We start from the raw sequence: 22,621 nt of genomic DNA on the forward strand, positions 1-22,621 counted from the left end.
CACTACACAGGCCACTCCCCCTATTGGCGCTACACCATCCCCCACGGAAGACTAGAGCTTACCGCGATAGTAATAGCTGACGAAACGCAACAGCTTCGCCTGACGGCGCCAGCGTGTCGGTTGGGAGAGCAGACGATACAACCACTCTACGCCCAGGCGACGCCACAATAGTGGCGCTCGGCGCACCCGCCCGGTAAAGACATCGTAGGTTCCCCCTACCCCCATATATAACGCCTGAGGATAGTGAGCCCGACAATCGCGCATCACCATCTCCTGGCGTGGAGAGCCCATCGCCACCGTCACGATCTGCGCCCCACTGGTACGAATGCGCTCAAACAGTGACTCACGCTGATCCGCAGGAAAGTAACCATCCTGCGACCCGACGATATTAACCCCCCACTGACGGCGCAACTTCTCTTCGGTCTGCGCCAATACCTCGGGCTGACCTCCCACCAGAAACACCGGGACACCTAACTCCCCGGCACGCTGCATCAACGCCTCCCAGAGATCCGCGCCCGCGATACGGCTCACCTGTGCCGCCGGATACTTACGGCGTATCGCCCGCACGATGCTAATACCATCGGCATACTTATACTCTGCCGCCGCGATCAACGCCTGGAGCGCCTTATCCTGCTCGGCGGTGATCACCTTCTCGGCATTGATCGCCACCAACGTCCCCGGCCGTACTCGCCCTTCGGCAAACAGATGCTGTAAAAACTGCTCGCTGTCGCGAAATCCCCAGATATCGATGCCGCGGATGTCATAGTGTGGGATCGCCTGATTACTCTCCATCGTTTTTTCCCTTAACGGCAGCCCATTCCTCGCTCGCAGTTAGCCTACGCGGACGGATCAATCCCGCCACATCGAATAACCAATACAACAGCTTAGCCAACAATAAGCAGCAGCCAAAAATGATACAGAAGAACACCACGCGCGAGACAAAGGCATCCAATCCCTCGCGCGCCAACACGATAATGTTGAATACCGCACCGAAACAGAAGGCCTGGATCACCGCCGCACGATAGCGATTCGCCTCCACCCGTCCGCGCGCGTACAGCCAATCAAACCACTTGATGATCAGCCCAACCGCCACCGCCCCCAGCGGAATAAATGCCACGCCTCCCATCACGACTAACGAGCCGATCAACGTCGGCGAGATAGCCAATCCGGAGTGGTTATCCAACACCTCCCAGGTGAAGTAGTTGGCGCTATTCAGCACCAAATGGGGACGATCTGGCCACAGCCAGCTGGGGATGAAAACATAGAAATCACGGGCGATCGGTGCCAGCCCCTGAAAGTCGATCTGGCTATAGTGCTGAAGCAGCAATGCCAGGTTTTCCCAGGGGGAGAAGGTATCGCGCGTCAGGTACAGAAACGTATACAACGCCTCATCACCACTCACCGCCAGGCCATAGCGTTTCAGCGCCAGCCAGAACATCCCGACCACACCGACGACGCCGGCCAACGCCAACATCCACAGGGTGATCCAACCACGCTGAATGCCGATAAACAGGAACAGGGCGAAAGCGATGATGATATTGGCGCGTGTCCCACCGACAATCACATAGGTCAGTAGACCGAAGGCGACGGTACTCGCCAGGAAGAAAAACCAGGCTCGCGGCGTTTGACGCAGGAAGTAAACCACCAACATCGCCGGGATAAAAAAGTAAAAGAAGCGCTTCAATGCCACGCCGGAGACGCTGCTGGAAAAAATCTGACTATAGGAGTGCAGTTTGAATAACAGAAAACCGTTGTTAAGAAAGAAGATGGTCACGGTTACTAAAGCCAGCAGTGCCAGCAACAGCCAGATCAACTGCGCTTCGACCCGGTTGACCTGTAGCCAAGGCGCGCGCTGTCGTATCATCGTAGGCTCCGCGGCACGCAGGCGCGTCTTGTAGCTAACGTAGTAAATGGCGTAGAAAGCCGTCGCCGACAGCAACGCGTACAGCAGATCCTCCGTAGGCACCGTCTGTACTTCAAAGCGGAACACCAGCGCACAGGTTAACGGGAAGCCGAAGTAGAAAGTAAGCAGAAAGAGCAAAGAAAAGAATACGTTAAAATTAAAACGTACCCGGCGAAACTCTTTGTAGGTCAAAAACGCGACGAACAGCAGTGAGAAGAAGTAGACCAGCGCCAAACCGGCAAATTGCATCAGCGTCATGTGCGCTCTCCCAGCGCCAGCGCCTGCTGCCAGCCCTCGATATAATTGGGATTAAAAAAGGCGACGCGTTGCAGGTCACACTGCGCCAACTGATGCTGCGCCGCCCGAACCGCCGCCTCATCCAGCGCCTCACCGTCAAACAACAACGGGAGCTGTTGCTCAGCCAGATCGTGCCAGAAGGGGTTATTCCGACTCAATACTACCGGGATACCCTGCTGTAGCAACAGACACAACGTACCGATGCCCTGCTGCCGTTCAAAGATGAAATAACCCAGATCGCACTCTGCCAACAACGCTAGATAGTCGGCAAAAGCCAGCTGCGACGTCAATGGGGTAGCATGAGCGCCGAATAGACGCTGCGCCTCGGCACACACCTGCCCCACATACTCCCGGTTATTCGCCGGGTAGCCCAATGGGATAATCACCCGGATCCGCTCGCCGAAGGCGGCATGTAACGACCGTAACGCCGCCAGATGGCGATTGCTGCGATCGCCCGAGTTCCCCAGCAACACCGTTAACGGTCCGCTCGTCGTGCGCGGAACACCTCGTGGACGGGTCAATGCCGGATCCATACGTGTGGGGAAATAGAGTGGCGAGGTGGCTACCTGCGGGTAGCGCTGACGATAGTACGCCAGATCACCCAGAGTGGCGAAGAGATGCCCCACCCGTCCCTGCGCCAGGCGACGCATGCGATAGAATAGACGATACTTCCAACCGGCGGCATCTTCATACAGATCGGCGCCCCACACATGCCACAACACCTGCTGTGCCTGCAGTCCCCCGGTCAATAACGCCAGCCACAACCAAGGATTGAACTGGCCATGCAAGAAGAAACGCTGCATACGATCAGCGCGCGCGCACGCCACCAGCGCCCGCGCCAACGCGCGCTTATCAGGCCAGACCTCAATCGACAGATGCGTCAACCCCGCGAACGGCGTGGCATCGCGGGCCACCACCATAAAGTGTCGGCGAGGGGCATCCCCCGCTGTTGTGGCCAACACCTCGTCAAAGAAACGCAACAGCGTCAGGTTATGGTGGGGAATATCCGCACCCAATACGTGAATCAATGTCGTCATGCGCGCTTACGATAAATCCAGAATACGCTGCCACACAGCAGGAAATAAATAATATAGGTCGCCATATACGCCTGTGCGGCGCCCTGCGCCCCATGTAGCGGGATCAGCAGACGCGAGAATAGCGTCAACAACAGGAACTGACTGAGCTCACACAGTAGGTAAAAGCGTAGCGAAGCCTTGGCGATCACCAGATAGCCGAAGACATAAGCACCGACCTTAAACACGTCACCGACTAGCTGCCAGGCGAACAAATCGCGCATTGCGCTGAACTGGCCGGATAACAACAGCCAGATCACCAGATCACGCAGCAACCAGACGGTAAAGCTGACCGCGGCGACGGCCGGCAAGACGAAGCGTAGCGCGCGCCCGATCTCGCGTCCGATGGCCTGGCGGCTGTGTAGGCCGGCCAAGGTCGGCAACAGATAGACGCTAAACGACGCGGTGATGAACTGGAGGTAAGCATCGGAGATCCCGCTCACGCCCTGCCACAACCCAACCGCTTGCCAGCCATACAGCGTCGCCAGCTGGTTACGCATCATGACATAGGCCACCGGCATGGTCACCGCCGTCATTAACGCCATCAGGGTAAACTTACCCAGACTCGTCGCCAACGCACGATCCCAAGCAGGACGGAAATAGTGCCAGGGGATATGGCGTCGTCGCCACAGCACCCATAGGGCTGGCAGCATGGCGACGGCAGGGACCAAGGCTAACCCGGCCAGCGCTCCACGATACCCCCCCAGCAGGTAGCTCAGCGCGTAAGCGGCGACGCCGAGTAGGCTGCCGCCCGCCACCGCCAGGGCATTACCACGCGCATCGCGATACCCTTTGATCACCGCCAAGCCGTAGTTACTGCAAGCGATACCCATCTGTAGCAGAGCCAGCAGACGGATCACCGCCTGATAACGTCCATCGCCGAACAGCGCCTCGCTGATCGGCCGGGCTGCCGCCACGAAGATCAAGGCCAGCAGCAAGGAGAACGCGAGGATCATCGTCGAGGCCGTACCCAGCAGCGGCTGGAGCTTCTCGGGCTGCTGACGATACTCCGCCACATACTTGGTGATACCGTTGAAGATACCGGCGCCGGACAAGACCCCCAGTACGGTGATCACTTGACGAAAGTTCGCCGCCTGCCCGACCCCAACCGGACCGAAGGCCACGGCCAACAGCTTCACCACCACCAGCCCGGCACCGATCTTGATCAGCGTCGAACCGGCAGTCCACAACGATGCGCGTGCCAGAGACATCAGCGGAAGAAGCTCAAAATACTGTTGATCACGGTACGCTGGTTAACCTCCGGCAGGTTATAAAACAGCGGCAGACGCACCAGGCGCTCGCTCTCACGCGTAGTGTAACGATCCTCACCGGTGAAACGGCCAAAGCGCGCCCCACCAGGGCTGCTATGCAAGGGGATATAGTGGAATACCGCCATGATCTCCGCCTCTTTCAGGAAGTCGATCAGTGCGCCACGTTGCGCCTCGTCGCGCAGCTTGAGATAGAACATATGGGCGTTATGCTGACACTCCGCCGGGATGGTCGGCAGGGTTAAGCGCCCCGCGGCAGCCAACGGCGCCAAGGCATCATGATAGTTCTGCCAGAGTTGCAAGCGCCGCTGATTAATACGCTCGGCGACCTCCAGTTGCGCCCACAGATAGGCGGCCTGTAAATCGGACATCAGGTAACTGGAACCGATATCGCGCCAAGTGTACTTATCGACCTGACCACGAAAGAACTGACTACGGTTGGTGCCCTTCTCACGAATGATCTCCGCCCGCTCGATCAGCGTCGCATCGTTGATCAGCGTCGCCCCACCTTCGCCGCCAGCGGTGTAGTTCTTGGTCTCGTGGAAACTATAACAGCCGATATGGCCGATGGTACCCAACGCCCGGCCCTTATAGGTCGCCATCACCCCTTGCGCCGCATCCTCGACCACATACAGGCCGTACTGCTGCGCCAGCGCCATGATGGTATCCATCTCGCAAGCGACGCCGGCGTAATGTACCGGCACGATGGCACGGGTTTTCTCCGTGATCGCCGCCTCGATCAGCGTCTCATCGATGTTCATCGTATCGGGGCGTATGTCGACGAAGACGATACGCGCGCCACGCAATACGAAGGCATTCGCCGTCGAGACGAAGGTGAAGCTCGGCATGATCACCTCATCGCCGGGTTGGATATCCAACAGCAGCGCCGCCATCTCCAATGACGCGGTGCAGGAGGGCGTCAACAACACCTTAGCGCTCGCGAAGCGCTGTTCCATCCACTGCTGGCAACGCCGCGTAAAACCACCGTCGCCGCACAACTTGCCGCTGGCCATCGCCGCCTGCATATAATCGGACTCGCTACCGGTGACCGGAGGCGCATTAAATGGGATCATTGTGTTCACCTAGAGAAAGTTATCGGTACAACCAATAGGCGGTCGCGTCCACGCGCGCACCGCAACCAAGGTAGAGACGTTGCGCCGCGAGGTTGCCGACCTGGGTGGCAACAGACAACCGCGACAACTGCTGTGCATGGCACCAAGCCTGCGCCTGCGCCACCAGGCGTCGCCCAACGCCACGCCGTGATGCCGCGCGATCGACCGCCAGTAAACCGATGCGAGCCTCGCCCGCGTCCAGTGCCCGTAACGTCACGAAACCCTGCGGGGCACCCGTATCATCTAATGCCAATAGGCATGCGTGGTCAAAGGTGCCATACACCGCCTTCTCCACCCATTCGGCATAGAAGCGGCCGCTATCCTGTGGTTGATACCAAGGGGTGCGAAAGCGGCTCAAGGCAAAGGCCTCGCGCGCCAAGGCGCGCAGCCACAGGCAATCGTCGGCTTGCGCCGGACGCTGCCGGCCGGACGGTGCTGCCGCCTGCGGCGACAACACAAAATCCACCTCGCCCTCCGCGAGGCGAAACCCCAGGGCATACAGTGCATCGCAACACGCCAGATCGTCGGCAGGCACCTTAGCCTGTACCAACTGGTAGGCATCGCACGCCGCCGCCTGTAACGGGGGCGCCTGATCACAGAAACTCAGCCGCCCGGTGTGTAGGGCGAAGAAGGCGCTTTCCCACGCCAACGGCTCAATATTGGCGTGGACGGACATGCAACAACTCCCGTAGATAGGTGCCATAGGCGGTCTTAGCCAAGGCGTCGGCGGCGCGCGCCACCCCCTGATCATCCAGCCAACCGTTACGCCAGGCGATCTCCTCGAGGCAGGCAATCTTGAACCCCTGACGCTTCTCTACCGTCTGGACGAAGGCGCTGGCCTCCAGCAAGCTATCGTGAGTCCCCGTATCCAGCCAGGCGAAGCCTCGCCCTAACAACTCGACGCTGAGCGCATCGCGTTGCAGATACATCTGGTTAATGCTGGTGATCTCCAGCTCGCCACGCGGTGATGGCGTCACCTGACGCGCGAACTCCACCACCTGAGCATCGTAGAAATACAGCCCGGTCACGGCCCAGTTAGAGCGTGGCTGAACCGGCTTCTCCTCGATGGAGCGCGCACGGAAATCCTCGTCAAACTCGACCACACCGAAACGCTCTGGATCCATCACCTGGTAACCGAATACCGTCGCTCCCTGTTGACGCTGCGCCACCTGGCGCAGCTTGGGGCTGAAGCCCTGCCCAAAGAAGATATTGTCTCCCAACACCAGGCAACAGCTGTCTCCGGCCAGAAACGACTCACCGATTAAGAAGGCCTGAGCCAACCCTTCGGGGCGTGGCTGCTCGGCATACTGCAAGTGAATACCGAAATCGCGACCGTCCCCCAACAAACGTTGAAATGCCGGCAGATCCTGAGGGGTACTGATCAGCAGGATCTCCCGGATCCCCGCCAACATCAGCACCGACAGCGGATAATAGATCATCGGTTTATCGTAGATCGGCAGCAGCTGCTTAGAGACGCCGCGCGTTATGGGATAGAGGCGGGTACCCGATCCTCCCGCCAGAATAATGCCTTTCATGCCTGATCCTTCTCTTCGCGTGCGACCGCGCGCCATCACGGCGACGACGCGCGGGAGTCTTAGAGCCTATCCCAGTAGGCGTATAGTGTTGCCGCCAGTTTAGACACGGACAGCGCGCAACAACCGGAGCGTACACGCAGTACGTGAGGATTATTCGCTTCGCTCACCCATCACGCCGCCCTGAAGGGCGTTCAACACGTTGTTACGTTTTAGGTGAGCACGGCCCAAGACCAAAATGGCAAATAAAATAGCCTAATGGCACAGGCTATTAGACCAGCCCCAGCCGCTCTCCGGCATAGGAGCCATCCATCACCGCGCGCCACCAGGGGACGTTCGCCAGATACCAGGCCACCGTCTTGCGAATGCCGCTCTCAAAGGTCTCCTCGGGGCGCCAGCCTAACTCGCGCTCGATCTTACTGGCATCGATCGCATAACGCAGATCATGCCCGGGACGATCCGTCACATAGGTGATCAGATCGGCGTAACGCGCCACACCGGCAGGCGTCTGCGGCACCATCTCTTGTAATAACGCGCATAACGTCGTCACCACATCAATATTGCGTCGCTCGTTATGCCCACCGATGTTGTAAGTCTCGCCCACCTTGCCTGCCGTCACCACACGGTAGAGGGCGCGAGCGTGATCCTCGACATACAGCCAGTCGCGCACCTGTAACCCATTGCCATATACCGGCAGAGGCTTACCCGCCAAGGCGTTGATAATGGTCAATGGGATCAGCTTCTCGGGGAAATGGTAGGGACCGTAATTGTTGGAGCAGTTGGTGACCAGCACCGGTAACCCATAGGTACGCAGCCAGGCTCGCACCAGATGATCGCTGGATGCCTTCGAGGCAGAGTAGGGACTGCTCGGCGCATAAGGGGTATCCTCACGAAACAGATCCTGCGGCCCCTGCAGATCGCCGTACACCTCGTCGGTCGAGATATGGTGAAAGCGGAAAGCTGCGCGCCGTGTCGCCGGCAGGGTGATCCAGTAGGCCCGTGCCGCCTCCAATAGGGTATAAGTACCCACGATATTGGTCTGGATGAACGCGGCCGGCCCATCGATTGAACGATCGACATGGCTCTCCGCGGCCAGGTGCATGATCGCGTCCGGCTGATACTGCGCCAAGATCCGATCCATCGCCGCGCGATCGCCAATGTCGGCCCGCTCGAATGCATAACGATCGCTCTGTGCCACCGGTGCCAACGAGGCCAGATTACCGGCGTAGGTCAGCTTATCGACCACCACCACGCTGTCGCTCGTCTGCGCGATGATATGACGAACCACGGCAGAGCCGATGAAACCGGCACCACCGGTAACCAGAATGCGTCTCACCGCCATACCCCCTTGGTATCGACCACGAAGCGTTGGCTCGCCGCCTGCGGCGCCAACGCACGGAACGGCTGATGATCTACCAACAACACCACGACGTCCGCCTGGGCTAACGCCGTGCTGCCATCGACTAACTGCGCCAGACCGGCCAGACGCGCCGGTAACTGCTGAATGTTAGGCTCGACCACCAGGGTGCGGCCGCTGTGCCATTGCGCCACCATCTCGGCGATCTCCATCGCCGGACTCTCTCGCAGATCATCGATGTCGGGCTTGAAGGCCAGACCGAAGCAGGCGATGGTCACCTCCGAGGCTCGCTTGTCCTCGGTCGCCAGGCAATCGGCCAACGCCGCCTTGACCCGATCGACCACCCACAGGGGTTTACCGTCATTCACCAGACGCGCCGTATGGATTAGCCGCGCCAACTGCGGATTTTGCGCCACGATAAACCACGGGTCGACGGCGATACAGTGGCCACCGACGCCCGGCCCCGGTTGCAGAATGTTGACGCGCGGATGGCGGTTCGCCAAGGCAATCAATTGCCAGACATCGATCCCTTGGGCATCACAGATCAGGGACAGTTCATTAGCGAAGGCGATATTGACGTCGCGAAAGCTGTTTTCGGTCAGTTTGCACATCTCGGCGGTACGGGCATTCGTCTCCACGCATTCGCCTTCGAGAAACAGCTTATATAGCTCGCTGGCCTGTGTCGAACAGGCGGGCGTCATGCCACCGATCACCCGATCATTACGCAGCAACTCCAGCATGATCTTCCCCGGCAGCACACGCTCGGGGCAGTAGGCAACACGGATATCCGCCTGTTCACCCGCCTGATGAGGAAAGCGCAGATCTGGTCGGCATTCGGCCAACCACGTACACATTTGCTCGGTGGTACCTACCGGTGACGTCGACTCGAGGATCACCAGATCGCCAGGCTTCAATACCGGTGCAATCGAGCGCACCGCCGCCTCGACATAACACAGATCCGGCTCATGCTCGCCCTTAAACGGCGTCGGGACAGCAATCAGAAAGGCATCGGCGGGCTCGGGACGCAGCACTGCGCGCAGGAAGCCTCCCTCCACCGCCCGTTTCACCGCCCGATCCAGATCGGGCTCGACGATATGGATCTCGCCGCGATTGATGGTCTCGACCGCGTGCTGATTGACGTCGACGCCGATAACCTGCTTTTGGCAGCCGGCGAATGCCACCGCCGTCGGTAAACCGATATAACCCAGGCCAATAACGGAGATAGTATTAAAACTCATAATGTTGCCCGATAATTTTTCAATACGTCCAAAATACGCTGGCAGGCGTGTCCATCGCCGTAAGGATTGGTGGCATGGCTCATCGCCCGATATTGCTGCTCATCATTCAGCAGTTGACCCACCTGTGTGACGATCGTTGCCGCATCCGTCCCTACCAGGCGTACCGTTCCCGCCTCCACTGCCTCCGGCCGTTCGGTGGTATCGCGCATCACCAGCACCGGCTTACCTAGCGAAGGCGCCTCCTCCTGAATGCCACCCGAGTCCGTGAGGATCAGCCGGGCACGCTCCATCAGATAGACAAACGGCAGATAATCTTGCGGCGGAATCAAGAAGACGTTCGCGATATCACGCAGAATGCGATTAACCGGCTCGCTGACATTGGGATTCAGGTGCACGGGATAGACCACCTGTAACTGCGGGTGACGATGCGCAATCTGCGCTAAGGCCGTACAGATACGTTCAAATCCCCCACCGAAACTCTCCCGACGATGGCCAGTCACTAATAGCAAGGGACGATCCGCCTGCAGAAAGGGGTAATTCGCCGCCAGGCGCGCCTGTAAGACGGCATCGCTTTGGATCTTGTCGCGCACCCATAGCAAGGCGTCTACCACACTGTTTCCCGTCAGATAGATATGCTGTGCATCGACCCCTTCACGCAATAGGTTCGCGCGAGCCGTCGAGGTCGGTGCAAAATGAAACCGAGCTAAATGGCCGGTCAGCGTGCGATTAGCCTCCTCAGGCCAGGGAGAATAGAGGTTACCCGTACGTAATCCTGCCTCCACATGGGCGACAGGGATACGTTGGTAAAAGGCGGCCAAGCTGGCCGCCAGAGTCGTAGTGGTATCACCATGGACCATCACCAGGTCAGGGCGAAAATCGGCCAGTACCGGCTTAAGGCCACTGAGAATACGGCAGGTAATATCGCTCAAATCCTGCCCCGGCTGCATGATATTCAGATCATAGTCGGGGGTAATGTGGAACAAGCCAAGCACCTGATCCAGCATTTCCCGATGCTGGGCGGTGACACAGACGCGCGCCTCGAACGCCGCATCGGCGGCAAGGGCTTGCACCAACGGCGCCATTTTGATGGCCTCGGGGCGCGTGCCAAAAACAGTTAACACTTTCACTGTATCATTCTTCTTTCGTTACCGCCGCGCCCCACACGCAGCATGGAGGCGGCGCATTCCCTGTTAAGCGCTAACATCGATCATCCGTGACGCGGACGACGAACCAACGCAACGCCAGCACCGACCAACGCCCCGATGACACCCCACATCACCAGAATAAAGATCCGCCGTGGGCTATCACGCTTCACCGGCTCCTCCGGCGTGCGCAGATAACGGTAAGGTTGGAAGGCCGCATCGACAACCGGCCCGACATTCAACGTATTGAGCATCGCACGATTACGATCATAGTCGATATCATAAGAGGGACCGACGGCGCGCAATGCCGTAAGCCGAGCGCGTAGCATCGGCTCACCCAGCATAAACAGTTCGGAGTCAGGCAAGTCAGCCTGCGTAGCCTGGCGCTGATTCCGGGTGATCCCCTGCTGGGCCGCGATCTTCAATCCCTGCTCCAGGCCAGCCAACTCGCGTTGATAGATCGCCTGCGCTACCTCTTCCTGGCGCTTCACTTGTGCCTTCATGGAGACGGTACGCGCCGCCCAAGCCCCTTGTAACCCGGCATCCAAATTGGCGCGGGCACGCTTGGCGGCAAACGCCACATATTGGCGTAACAACTGGTTAGCCTGCGCGGCGCTATCGGCGGTGAGGCGAATACTATCCGAGGTTTTCTTCGCCGCCTCACCCGGTAGAAAAACAATCTGATTAATCAGTTCATCTAGGAGAGCCGCATCGGCACGCGCACTCCCCTCTTTATTGTCCTGATAATATGAGCTGCGTAGCCAGAACTCACGCCGGGTATCGTAGGATGCCAGTTGAGTAATAAACTCCGCATAGGCCTCGTCGGCGATACTCCCCTCGGCCAGCGTGCCATTCGGCGCGCTCAGTTGAGCCAGATTACGTAAAAACTGCTGCTGCGAATAGTATCCGCCCAGCGTATTGATCGTCGGACTCGCAGTAATCGCCGTCGCACTCCACTTCTGCGGCATCAATAACGATACCCCAAAGGCTAACGCGGCGCATAACACCGCCATCCCCACGATCCATGACTTACCGCGCCATAACACGCGACACAATCCCCGAATATCCAGTTCGTTCTCTACGGGCATCGGACTTTGACTCACCATCGATTTTCCCTTTATAACCAGCGCGGGCCGTTACACATGCAGACTTGCCGACTTACGGCGCCAGCGACGCTTTATTCGTTTCACCAGTCGTGCCACACGCCAGGCGCGTTTGATACAGTAGCCGTACAGGAAAAAAGCAAGCAAGAAGAGTGCCATCATGACATATTCCGGCAACCAATATTCCCCCATCACCCCGATGGCTGCCAATAGGGCAGCCGCCAGGGTGATTAAGACGAATGCCTGACGCGAGGTGAATCCCGCCCGCATGATCAGATGGTGGATATGTTGCCGATCCGGTGCGAAGGGACTCATGCCCTTACGTAAACGCCGATACATGATGGCGATCATATCCATCAAGGGAATAGCGATCACCCACAACGCCGTTACCGGATTCATCGGATGACTGTGCTCCTGGGTGCTCTGCAATAAGATCCAGATCACCGTAAAACCGATCAAGGTACTCCCCGCATCCCCCATAAACACTTTGAAACGTCGCCCAAAAGCGCCTAAATTCAAGAGGATATAGGGTAATATCGCCGCGATGATAGCGAAACACCACAGCGCTAAATCACGCTGCCCATCCCACAGTAACAGGATACCCATGGCTGCAAAGGTCACGCAGGAGAGGCCGCCGAGCAGGCCATCAATACCATCCACCATATTGAAGGCGTTGATCGCCGCCCACACCGCGAATAGCGTCACCAGGTAGCCGAATGGCCCGAGAATTAACTCCCACGGTCCTAGTACCCCACCCAGGCTACGTAGATAGAGCCCCGCGCCAACTATCATGGCGATAGCGATCAACGCCTGTACCGTGGCGCGAAACTTCACGCTGATATCGAAACGATCATCCAACGCGCCGACAAATACCAATATCCCGGCACAGATCAGATAGAGATTGGCATGGGGAATATAGGGCCGGAAGACCAAGAAGGTAAAACAGATCCCGGCATACACCGAGATTCCCCCAACCAACGGGATCAACCCTTGATGTCGCTTACGGTAATTGGGTTTATCCACCAGACCTATCCGCTTCGCCACCTTGCGAGCAAGGAATAAAAAAACCATGGAGAAGAGGAAGATAAGAAAAAGTTTACTACTCAGAGTGAGTAAATTCACGGTTAACTGCTCTCTGTCTGATCACCACAACAACGCCCCGCGGTGATATCCCTGTAACAACACCAGTAACTCAACACCCACTGTGATCAACGTCATCACCAAGACGCGACCATGCCACCGAGCTGAACATTATCGGTACTCTATCGGTATAGCCTCACCGCACGCATCATTTTCACACATTTTGTGCCACAACCTATTTGACTAATCCTATCCGCTCAATGAAAAAAACGCCACGTTATTACTAACGTGGCGTCTGCTTCCCGCGCTGATGGCGCAATAATTAAGAGCGTTTCATCATATCGAAGAATTCATCGTTGGTTTTCGTCATTGCCAACTTATTAATGAGAAACTCCATCGCATCGATTTCCCCCATCGGGTGAATAATCTTGCGCAGGATCCACATTTTCTGCAGTTCTTCTGGTGTGGTCAGCAGCTCTTCCTTACGGGTACCGGAGCGGTTGTAATCGATCGCCGGGAAGACACGTTTTTCCGCGATCTTACGGGACAGATGTAACTCCATGTTACCGGTGCCCTTAAACTCTTCGTAGATCACTTCGTCCATCTTAGAACCGGTATCGATCAGCGCCGTAGCGATAATGGTCAGGCTCCCGCCCTCTTCCACGTTACGAGCCGCGCCAAAGAAACGCTTCGGACGATGCAACGCATTGGCATCCACACCACCGGTCAAGACCTTACCTGAGGCCGGAACCACGGTGTTATAGGCACGCGCCAGACGGGTGATGGAGTCCAATAGAATGATAACGTCTTTCTTGTGCTCGACTAAGCGCTTCGCCTTTTCGATCACCATCTCGGCAACCTGCACGTGACGCGAAGCCGGCTCATCGAAGGTAGAGGCGACCACTTCGCCCTTCACCAGACGCTGCATCTCCGTCACCTCTTCCGGGCGTTCGTCGATCAACAGCACCATCAGCACGCAGTCTGGATGGTTGTAAGCGATGCTCTGGGCGATGTTTTGCAGCAACATGGTCTTACCGGCTTTCGGCGGCGCCACGATCAAGCCACGCTGACCACGACCGATCGGCGAGGCCAGATCCAGCACGCGTGCGGTCAAGTCTTCGGTAGAGCCGTTACCACGCTCCATGCGCAGACGAGAGTTGGCATGCAACGGAGTCAAGTTTTCAAACAGGATCTTGCTGCGAGCATTCTCCGGCTTATCGTAGTTAACTTCGTTAACCTTCAACAACGCAAAATAACGCTCACCCTCTTTCGGCGGACGAATTTTACCGGAAATGGTATCGCCTGTACGGAGGTTAAAACGACGGATTTGGCTAGGAGAAACGTAGATATCATCGGGACCGGCGAGGTAGGAACTGTCTGCGGAGCGGAGGAAACCAAATCCATCCTGGAGGATCTCCAGCACACCATCGCCAAAAATATCTTCGCCACTTTTGGCATGCTGCTTAAGGATGGCAAAGATAATATCCTGCTTCCGCATGCGCGCCAGGTTTTCCAGCCCCATGCTCTCGCCAAGCGTAATCAACTCAGAAACTGGCGTATTCTTTAATTCGGTAAGATTCATAGTGGTGGGTTCTTTAAACTCGGGGTATATCTCGAACTGTATAGTGAATGGTGTGACGGGGTCACCCATGCCTGTTTGCGAACTTTCCCTCCCCTGCCCCATGACGACTAACGGTGCAATAGATCCAGCGGACGATTCTCGCTGATGGGACGAAAAGAGGCGTTAACGATTTAAAACCTATGTTTTAACTTGCTGATTTACGTGTTTATCCCGCTAGAGCAGTCTCACCAACAGGAAAAACGCTTGTGATACAGAGGTTTCAAACAGAGTAAAACTTAGATTCTAACTTTTGGTTCAAACCAGATGATTCAAACTACAGGTAAGCACTGACTGGCAGCGTGGTTAAACTTAACACGCTTATGGGCAGACGTCTAGCGGTCAACAGCAAGAATCCATTAACCGCCGGACGCCATCACAAATGACGGCCAACCTTACAGGTTAGCGTCCAGGAACTCTTTCAGTTGAGTCTTGGACAGGGCGCCCACTTTAGTGGCGGCAACCGCTCCATCTTTGAACAACAGCAGGGTCGGAATACCGCGAATGCCATACTTCGGCGCAGTCGCCGGGTTCTCATCGATATTCAGCTTAGCAATGGTCAACTTGCCCGCGTACTCGGCGGCGATTTCATCCAGGATCGGAGCAATCATCTTGCACGGACCGCACCATTCAGCCCAAAAATCAACCAGAATCGGACCTTCTGCCTTCAGTACATCAGCTTCGAAGCCACTGTCGCTCAGGTGAACAATTTTATCGCTCATGTTCTACTCCACAGGATTAAGTCTGCCTTGTTGGTTTATAGTAATAGCCTACTTCCCCCAACAAAGGGTTGACTTTATTTCAACGGATACGCTTTCGTAAAGCAATACTTTCGTGAAGATGAGGTTAACTGTTATCCTACGCCATTATGAGCAAAACACACTTGACTGAACAGAAGTTTGCCGACTTCGCCCTGCACCCGATGGTGATTAAAGCCCTTGAATCTAAAGGCTTTCACAGCTGCACGCCCATTCAAGCACTGGCATTGCCCCTGGCGATCGCCGGGCGTGATGTCGCGGGACAGGCGCAAACCGGCACCGGCAAGACGCTAGCATTTTTAGCGTCTACTTTTCATTATCTCCTAACACATCCAGCCATTGCCGAGCGCAAAACCAATCAGCCACGCGCGCTGATCATGGCACCGACACGTGAGTTGGCCGTCCAGATCCACTCCGATGCCGAGCCGTTAGCCCGCGAGACCGGCCTCCGTCTGGGGCTAGCCTACGGTGGTGATGGTTATGACAAGCAGCTAAAGGTGCTCGAGCAGGGTGTCGATATCCTGATCGGAACGACGGGGCGTCTGATCGACTATGCCAAACAGGGTCATGTCGATCTCGGAGCCATTCAGGTTGTGGTGCTTGATGAGGCCGACCGGATGTTCGATCTGGGCTTCATTAAAGATATTCGTTGGCTGTTCCGCCGCATGCCACCGGTCGCCCAGCGTCTGAATATGCTGTTCTCGGCAACGCTCTCTTACCGAGTTCGTGAGCTGGCGTTCGAGCACATGAATAATGCCGAATACGTCGAGGTCGAACCGGAGCAGAAGACCGGCCATCGTATTAAAGAAGAGCTGTTCTACCCCTCCAACGAAGAGAAGATGCGTCTGCTGCAAACGCTGTTGGAGGAGGAGTGGCCGGATCGTTGCATCATTTTCGCCAACACCAAACACCGTTGTGAAGATATTTGGGGCCATCTGGCCGCCGACGGTCACCGTGTCGGCCTGTTGACCGGCGATGTGCCACAGAAGAAGCGCCTGCGTATTCTGGATGACTTCACCAAAGGGCACATCGATATTCTGGTCGCAACCGATGTCGCCGCGCGTGGTCTCCATATTCCAGCCGTGACTCATGTGTTTAACTACGATCTACCGGACGATTGCGAGGACTATGTACATCGCATTGGCCGTACGGGTCGCGCAGGCGCCAGCGGTAACTCCATCAGCCTGGCCTGCGAAGAGTATGTTTTGAATCTGCCGGCTATCGAGAACTATATCGGTCACTCGATCCCCGTCAGCAAATACAACAGCGAAGCCCTGCTCACGGATCTGCCAGCGCCGAAACGCCTGAGCCGTAGCCGTAACGCTGGCGGCGCTCGTCGCCCTGGTGCGCCGCGTCGTGGCAATGGCGCTCCGCGCCCTAACCGTAAACGCACGGGTTAATCCAGATGGGCAACTGCGCCTCGTTGTACGCCGCCATCGACTTAGGATCCAACAGCTTCCACATGCTGGTGGTACGGGAGATGGCGGGCGGTATCCAGACACTGGCACGCATCAAGCGTAAGGTACGTCTGGCCGCCGGGTTAAACGCCGACAATGATCTATCGCTCGAGGCCATGCAGCGGGGCTGGCAATGCCTCCGTCTGTTCGCCGAACGCCTACAGGATATTCCGGTCGACCATATTCGTGTGGTCGCGACGGCCACGCTACGCATCGCACGCAATGCCGACGTCTTCGTCGAACAGGCGCAGGCAATCCTCGGCAGGCCGGTGCGCATCATCAGTGGTGAGGAAGAGGCCCGACTGATCTATCAGGGGGTCGCTCATACCACCGGTGGGGCTCGGCAACGTCTGGTAGTCGATATCGGTGGCGGTAGCACCGAGCTGGCTTGTGGCGAAGGCGCCAAGGCCGATGTGCTATTCAGCCTACCGATGGGCTGTGTTACCTGGCTGGAACGTTACTTTAGCGATCGCCATCTGACGCGGGAGAACTTCGCCCGTGCCGGCGAGGCGGCACACGCCATGATCGCCCCGGTACGCGATACGCTATTGCGCCATGGCTGGCAGGCGTGTGTCGGGGCCTCCGGTACGGTACAGGCATTGCAAGAGATCATGGTCGCTCAGGGAATGGATGAGCGCATTACCCTAAGCAAACTGTGCCAACTGCGTGATCGCGCCATTGAGTGCGGCAAGCTGGAGGAGCTGGAGATCGAGGGGCTAACCTTAGAGCGTGCCCTGGTTTTCCCCAGCGGGCTCGCTATCTTGATTGCCCTATTCGAGGCGCTGAACATCGACAGCATGACCCTCTCCGGTGGCGCGCTGCGCGAAGGGTTGGTCTATGGCATGCTGGCCCTGCCGGTCGACAGTGATGTGCGCACCCGGACGCTGCATAACATCCAACGCCGCTTTCAGGTCGACGAGCGCCAAGCCGATCGGGTCTGGCAGTTAGCCGAGCGCCTGGCTCAACCGCTGAGTCAGGCATGGCCTCTGGATAGCTGCGCCAAGACGCTGCTACACGCGGCCTGTCTGCTACATGAGTTAGGACTTAGCGTCGATGTGCGTCAGGCGGCACAGCATGCCGCCTACCTGGTGCGTCATCTGGATCTCCCCGGTTTCACGCCGGCGCAGAAGAAGCTCCTGTCTACGCTGCTGGCTAACCAAAGCGGCCCGCTCAACCTGGCCCTATTCGGCCAGCAGAATGCCGTCCCCCTCCCCACCGCCCAGCGACTGTGCCGCCTGTTACGTCTAGCGATTATCTTCGCCAGTCAGCGTAACGATGGCACACTCCCCTCTCCCCAGATCGATCTGGAGGCGGATGAGGCGTTACGACTCACTCTGCCCGTAGGCTGGCTGGCCGAGCATCCGCTACGCGCCGAGAGCTTACAGCAGGAGAGTCTGTGGCAGGGGTATGTCCACTGGTCGCTAACGATCGCGGAAGCACCACACCACTAAGCCATGGGCGCCCGATGGGCGCCCTGATTCTTTGCAGCTTAGGATGACTTCGCTCGCGCCAACTGCGCTTTCAGATTGGCTAAATGCGACTTCCCTCGCTGCATTCGCTCCTCGGGGCTCACCACCTTACGTGCGCTCTCCCACAGCAGATCATCCTGCGGCAGCTCCAGTAGGAAGCGGCTCGGCTCTGGACGCACCAACTCGCCATACTGGCGCCGTTCGCGACACAACGTGAATACCAGCTCCCTCTGCGCCCGAGTGATGCCGACGTAGGCCAGACGCCGCTCTTCATCGACATTCTCCTCATCGATGCTACTCTGATGCGGTAGTATCCCTTCCTCCATGCCAACCAGGTAGACGTAGGGAAACTCCAATCCCTTAGAGGCGTGCAGTGTCATCAATTGCACCTGATCGGCCTCCTCTTCAGACTCCCCCCGCTCCATCATGTCACGCAAGGTAAAGCGGTTGACGACTTGCGTCAGGGTCATCGGCTCATCCAGATCGTTGCCTTGCAACATCTCGGTCATCCAACTGAATAACTGATTGACGTTCTTCATCCGCATCTCGGCCGCCCGCGGGCTAGCCGAGGTCTCAAACAGCCAGCTTTCGTAGTCAATGCCATGGATCAGATCGCGTACCGCCGCCGTCGCGTCGCGTTCGCACAACGTGGCAATCTCCGCCAACCAATGGGTGAAGTGTTGCAACGATGCCAACCGCGGCCCCTTCAACGTCTGCTCCAGCCCGACATCGAAGCTGGCACGAAACAAGCTGATACCACGCTGATTCGCCCACTCGCCCAGCTTTTGTAGGGTTGCCGGACCGATCTCACGCCGAGGCGTATTGACGATGCGCAGGAAGGCGCTGTCATCGTCTGGGTTGGTGAGCACCCGCAGATAGGAGAGCAGATCCTTAATCTCTGCCCGGGAGAAGAAGGAGGTACCGCCGGAAATCTTGTAAGGGATGCGGTTTTGCATCAGCATCTTTTCAAACACCCGCGACTGATGGTTACCACGGTAAAGGATGGCGTAGTCGCTATAGGCGGTCTTATTAATAAAGTGGTGAGCGATCAGCTCGCCGACGACCCGCTCCGCCTCGTGCTCCTCGTTGTTGGCCGTGATCACCTTAAGCGGTTCCCCATAACCAAGCTCGGAAAAAAGCCTTTTCTCAAACACATGCGGGTTATTGGCGATCAAAATATTGGCCGCCTTGAGGATGCGTTGCGAGGAGCGATAGTTCTGCTCCAGCTTGACCACCCGCAACGCCGGGAAGTCCTCCTTCAGCAACACCAGATTCTGTGGCCGGGCGCCGCGCCAGGAGTAGATAGATTGGTCGTCGTCACCGACCACAGTAAAGCGGGCGCGGCTGCCGACCAACAGCTTGACCAACTCATATTGACTGGTGTTCGTATCCTGATATTCATCAACCAGCAGGTAGCGGATACGCTGCTGCCAACGCTCCCGCACCGTCTGGTCACGCCGTAATAGCAGCGTCGGCAACAGGATCAGGTCATCGAAGTCGAGCACATTGCAAGACTTCAGTTGCGCGTCATACAACGCATAGCAGTCGGCGAATAGGCGATCTCGCGGTGAACGCGCCAGTGCGGCCGCCTGACTCGGGTCGATCAGATCATTCTTCCAGTTGGAGATCGTGGCGATCAGTTGTTGTAGCTGGGTCTTATCCTTCTCCAGCCAACGCTCGGTCAAATCGGTCAACAGCGCCAGTTGGTCCTGATCGTCGAAGAGCGAGAAGTTGGGCTTCATCGCCAGCGCCTTATATTCACGCTTGATGATCTCCAGCCCCAGGGTATGGAAGGTCGAGATCATCAGACCGCGCGCCTCTTTGCGCCCCAGAGTCTGCGCCACACGCTCCTTCATCTCGCGCGCCGCCTTATTGGTAAAGGTAACGGCGGCGATCTGGCGGGCGGGATAGCCACACACCCGGATCAGATGAGCGATCTTATTGGTGATCACTCGCGTCTTACCGGATCCGGCACCGGCGAGGACCAGACAGGGGCCTGTAACATATTCGACGGCCTGCTGCTGACCGGGATTTAAACGCATGACGGTATACCTGCTAATGATGACATCGAGGAGCGGGGCGATTGTAGCAGAAAGCGACTGGGGAAAAAAAACGCGGCTCATCGCGGGAGGGGGCACATTGCCTGATGACGCACGCCACCGTACACTAGCGCTTCCATCGCCCGGCACACACACGGCCAGGCGCATCGCCAAGCATAGAGTAAAGAGTAAGGAGTTACCATGGCCCGAAGCGCCGCCGCCCTGCACATCCTGGTCGATAGCCAGACCGAGGCCGAGGCCCTGCTGCAAAAATTACGGCGAGGAGCGAACTTCCAGGCGCTGGCACGCCGTCATTCGCGCTGCCCCTCGAAGCGCCAGGGGGCGATCTCGGTGAATTTCGTCGGGGGAGCATGGTGCCCGAGTTTGACCGCGCCGTCTTCAGCAGCCCACTGCTGACGCCAGTCGGCCCGGTCAAGACCCGTTTCGGCTACCACATCATCAAGGTGCTGTATCGCAACTAAACAGCGCGCTACAGACTACGCTAATGCCTCACTCCGCCACGGCAATGCGCTTCATTGCCGTCATATAACCGCGCAGACGCTCTCCGACGATCTCGATGGGATGTTGACGGATGGCCTGATTAACGTCACGCAGGGTGGCGTTATCCACCGCGCTGACGGGTAGCGCCTGACCCAGATCACCCGCCTGCAGCGTCGTCATAACATGCTGGCGCAGCAGCGGAACCGCCGCGTTAGCGAACAGGTAATTGCCATACTCGGCGGTATCGGAAATCACCACATTCATTTCATACAGACGCTTACGCGCGATGGTGTTGGCGATCAGCGGCAGCTCATGCAGTGATTCATAATAAGCCGACTCGGCGACGATCCCGGAGGCCACCATGGTCTCAAAGGCCAGTTCGACACCTGCCTTCACCATCGCCACCAGCAACACCCCGTGATCAAAATAGCTCTGCTCATCAATCTTGCCGCTGAACGGCGGGGCGTTCTCGAAGGCACTCTTGCCGGTCTGTGCCCGCCAGGTCAGCAGATGTCGGTCATCCTCGGCCCAATCGGCCATCATTCCTCGGGAGAACTCACCGGAGATAATGTCATCCATATGCTTGGCGAACAGGGGCGCCAGCAGAACCTTGAGTTGTTCGGCCAACTCATGGGCACGCAGCTTCGCCGGATTGGAGAGGCGATCCATCATCAGGGTGATCCCCCCCTGCTTCAGGGCCTCGGTAATGGTCTCCCAGCCAAACTGGATCAGCTTACCCGCCCAGGCCGGATCGGCTCCATCCGCCACCAGACGCTCATAGCACAACAGCGAACCGGTTTGCAGCATGCCACACAGGATGGTCTGCTCCCCCATCAGATCGGACTTCACCTCCGCCACGAATGACGACTCCAGTACCCCGGCGCGATCACCACCGGTCGCCACCGCCCACGCCTTGGCGATCGCCATCCCCTCCCCGCGCGGATCGTTCTCTGGATGCACCGCGATCAGGGTCGGTACCCCGAAGCCGCGCTTATACTCCTCACGCACCTCGGTGCCTGGACATTTAGGCGCCACCATCACCACGGTGATATCCGGGCGGATCTGCTCGCCCACCTCGACGATATTGAAGCCATGCGAATACCCCAATGCCGCTCCCTGCTTCATCAACGGTTGTACCGCTCGCACCACGGCAGAGTGCTGCTTATCCGGCGTCAGGTTAATCACCAAGTCGGCCTGCGGGATCAGTGTCTGATAGTCACCGACGACAAAGCCATGCTCGCTGGCGCGGCGATAAGAGTCACGCCGCTCGGCGATCGCCTCATTACGTAAGGCATAGGCGACATCCAGCCCCGAATCGCGCATGTTTAGGCCCTGATTCAACCCCTGCGCGCCGCAACCGACGATCACCACCTTCTTACCACGCAGTGCCGCGACACCATCGGCGAACTCCTCTCGCGCCATGAAACGACATTTACCCAGTTGCGCCAGCTGTTGGCGCAGATTCAGCGTATTGAAATAGTTCGTCATGCTGCACTCCGTCCTGTTCGGTGATGGGGTATGCATCCGGCGATCCGCCGCCGCTACCCTAATGGTGATGTCCCTGCCCGTCCGCCTGCTGCTCGACGGCGATAAGACCATCATAGGCCAGGACGAGCGTTGCTTAAATTGATATATTGAGAAGATGTTATTGCATTTTTTGCAATGAAATCGCCG

The 22,621-nt window shown here is 57.6% G+C and carries 19 protein-coding genes and 1 pseudogene; 4 read left to right on the plus strand and 16 right to left on the minus strand.

Annotation, left to right across the window (positions count from 1 at the left end; genetic code table 11):
- Positions 1-51: 51 nt before the first annotated feature.
- The 14 genes from wecG to trxA all read right to left on the minus strand — a co-directional run bounded on the left by wecG (position 52) and on the right by trxA (position 15,445).
- Positions 52-792 (minus strand): lipopolysaccharide N-acetylmannosaminouronosyltransferase, encoded by a 741-nt coding sequence (gene wecG, locus ACEQFP_RS12530; RefSeq protein WP_109579548.1) that lies wholly within the window; start codon positions 790-792, stop codon positions 52-54.
- Positions 782-2,161, minus strand: coding sequence for an ECA oligosaccharide polymerase (gene wzyE, locus ACEQFP_RS12535; protein ID WP_005290177.1), 1,380 nt, complete (start codon positions 2,159-2,161; stop codon positions 782-784). The genes wecG and wzyE overlap by 11 nt, the downstream gene beginning before the upstream one ends.
- A complete protein-coding gene (locus ACEQFP_RS12540; protein WP_005290175.1) occupies positions 2,158-3,237 on the minus strand; it encodes a TDP-N-acetylfucosamine:lipid II N-acetylfucosaminyltransferase in 1,080 nt (359 codons plus the stop codon). Before ACEQFP_RS12540 ends, wzyE begins: the two co-directional genes overlap by 4 nt.
- On the minus strand, positions 3,234-4,484 hold the full coding sequence (wzxE, locus tag ACEQFP_RS12545; protein ID WP_005290173.1) for a lipid III flippase WzxE: 1,251 nt from the start codon (positions 4,482-4,484) through the stop codon (positions 3,234-3,236). Before wzxE ends, ACEQFP_RS12540 begins: the two co-directional genes overlap by 4 nt.
- Positions 4,484-5,614, minus strand: a complete 1,131-nt coding sequence (gene rffA / locus ACEQFP_RS12550) for a dTDP-4-amino-4,6-dideoxygalactose transaminase (protein ID WP_035600427.1) — start codon at positions 5,612-5,614, stop codon at positions 4,484-4,486. The genes wzxE and rffA overlap by 1 nt, the downstream gene beginning before the upstream one ends.
- Positions 5,615-5,633: 19 nt before the next feature.
- The gene (gene rffC, locus ACEQFP_RS12555; protein ID WP_005290169.1) at positions 5,634-6,329 is read right to left on the minus strand and encodes a dTDP-4-amino-4,6-dideoxy-D-galactose acyltransferase; all 696 of its coding nucleotides are present in this window, start codon (positions 6,327-6,329) and stop codon (positions 5,634-5,636) included.
- On the minus strand, positions 6,307-7,188 hold the full coding sequence (gene rfbA / locus ACEQFP_RS12560; protein WP_035600429.1) for a glucose-1-phosphate thymidylyltransferase RfbA: 882 nt from the start codon (positions 7,186-7,188) through the stop codon (positions 6,307-6,309). Before rfbA ends, rffC begins: the two co-directional genes overlap by 23 nt.
- 268 nt (positions 7,189-7,456) lie before the next feature.
- Positions 7,457-8,521 (minus strand): dTDP-glucose 4,6-dehydratase, encoded by a 1,065-nt coding sequence (rffG, locus tag ACEQFP_RS12565; protein WP_035595384.1) that lies wholly within the window; start codon positions 8,519-8,521, stop codon positions 7,457-7,459.
- Complete coding sequence (gene wecC, locus ACEQFP_RS12570) at positions 8,518-9,780, minus strand: UDP-N-acetyl-D-mannosamine dehydrogenase (protein WP_005297118.1); 1,263 nt, start codon at positions 9,778-9,780, stop codon at positions 8,518-8,520. Before wecC ends, rffG begins: the two co-directional genes overlap by 4 nt.
- Positions 9,777-10,907, minus strand: a complete 1,131-nt coding sequence (gene wecB / locus ACEQFP_RS12575; protein WP_097364230.1) for a non-hydrolyzing UDP-N-acetylglucosamine 2-epimerase — start codon at positions 10,905-10,907, stop codon at positions 9,777-9,779. Before wecB ends, wecC begins: the two co-directional genes overlap by 4 nt.
- 80 nt (positions 10,908-10,987) lie before the next feature.
- Positions 10,988-12,028 (minus strand): ECA polysaccharide chain length modulation protein, encoded by a 1,041-nt coding sequence (wzzE, locus tag ACEQFP_RS12580; RefSeq protein WP_005297114.1) that lies wholly within the window; start codon positions 12,026-12,028, stop codon positions 10,988-10,990.
- 30 nt (positions 12,029-12,058) lie between these two features.
- On the minus strand, positions 12,059-13,147 hold the full coding sequence (gene wecA, locus ACEQFP_RS12585) for a UDP-N-acetylglucosamine--undecaprenyl-phosphate N-acetylglucosaminephosphotransferase (RefSeq protein WP_035597564.1): 1,089 nt from the start codon (positions 13,145-13,147) through the stop codon (positions 12,059-12,061).
- A 280-nt stretch (positions 13,148-13,427) separates the two neighbouring features.
- Positions 13,428-14,687, minus strand: coding sequence for a transcription termination factor Rho (gene rho / locus ACEQFP_RS12590; RefSeq protein ID WP_005297111.1), 1,260 nt, complete (start codon positions 14,685-14,687; stop codon positions 13,428-13,430).
- 431 nt (positions 14,688-15,118) lie between these two features.
- Entirely contained in the window at positions 15,119-15,445 is a 327-nt protein-coding gene (trxA, locus tag ACEQFP_RS12595) for a thioredoxin TrxA (RefSeq protein ID WP_005290144.1), read from the minus strand.
- A gap of 146 nt (positions 15,446-15,591) precedes the next feature.
- On the opposite strand from trxA, the gene rhlB reads away from it, so the two are divergent.
- Together rhlB and gppA are read left to right on the plus strand one after the other, a co-directional pair.
- On the plus strand, positions 15,592-16,881 hold the full coding sequence (gene rhlB, locus ACEQFP_RS12600; protein WP_005290142.1) for an ATP-dependent RNA helicase RhlB: 1,290 nt from the start codon (positions 15,592-15,594) through the stop codon (positions 16,879-16,881).
- Between the two features lie 5 nt (positions 16,882-16,886).
- Positions 16,887-18,389: a guanosine-5'-triphosphate,3'-diphosphate diphosphatase gene (gene gppA, locus ACEQFP_RS12605; protein ID WP_005290140.1), complete on the plus strand. Its 1,503-nt coding sequence runs from the start codon at positions 16,887-16,889 to the stop codon at positions 18,387-18,389.
- Between the two features lie 38 nt (positions 18,390-18,427).
- Here gppA and rep read toward each other — a convergent pair whose 3' ends face one another.
- Positions 18,428-20,449 carry a DNA helicase Rep gene (gene rep / locus ACEQFP_RS12610; protein WP_047060657.1) on the minus strand — a complete coding sequence of 674 codons (2,022 nt, stop codon included), beginning with the start codon at positions 20,447-20,449 and terminating at the stop codon, positions 18,428-18,430.
- Positions 20,450-20,647: 198 nt separating this feature from the next.
- On the opposite strand from rep, the pseudogene ppiC reads away from it, so the two are divergent.
- A pseudogene (gene ppiC / locus ACEQFP_RS12615) lies at positions 20,648-20,928 on the plus strand (peptidylprolyl isomerase PpiC).
- 28 nt (positions 20,929-20,956) lie between these two features.
- Here the strand turns inward: ppiC and ilvC are convergent.
- On the minus strand, positions 20,957-22,435 hold the full coding sequence (ilvC, locus tag ACEQFP_RS12620; protein ID WP_035597571.1) for a ketol-acid reductoisomerase: 1,479 nt from the start codon (positions 22,433-22,435) through the stop codon (positions 20,957-20,959).
- Here ilvC and ACEQFP_RS12625 point away from each other — a divergent pair.
- The gene (locus ACEQFP_RS12625) at positions 22,434-22,577 is read left to right on the plus strand and encodes a hypothetical protein (RefSeq protein ID WP_005290131.1); all 144 of its coding nucleotides are present in this window, start codon (positions 22,434-22,436) and stop codon (positions 22,575-22,577) included. The two genes, ilvC and ACEQFP_RS12625, sit on opposite strands and share 2 nt — an antisense overlap.
- Positions 22,578-22,621 lie beyond the last annotated feature (44 nt).

The organism is Edwardsiella sp. A.80236 (genome assembly GCF_044540725.1).
Classification (GTDB): domain Bacteria; phylum Pseudomonadota; class Gammaproteobacteria; order Enterobacterales; family Enterobacteriaceae; genus Edwardsiella; species Edwardsiella tarda.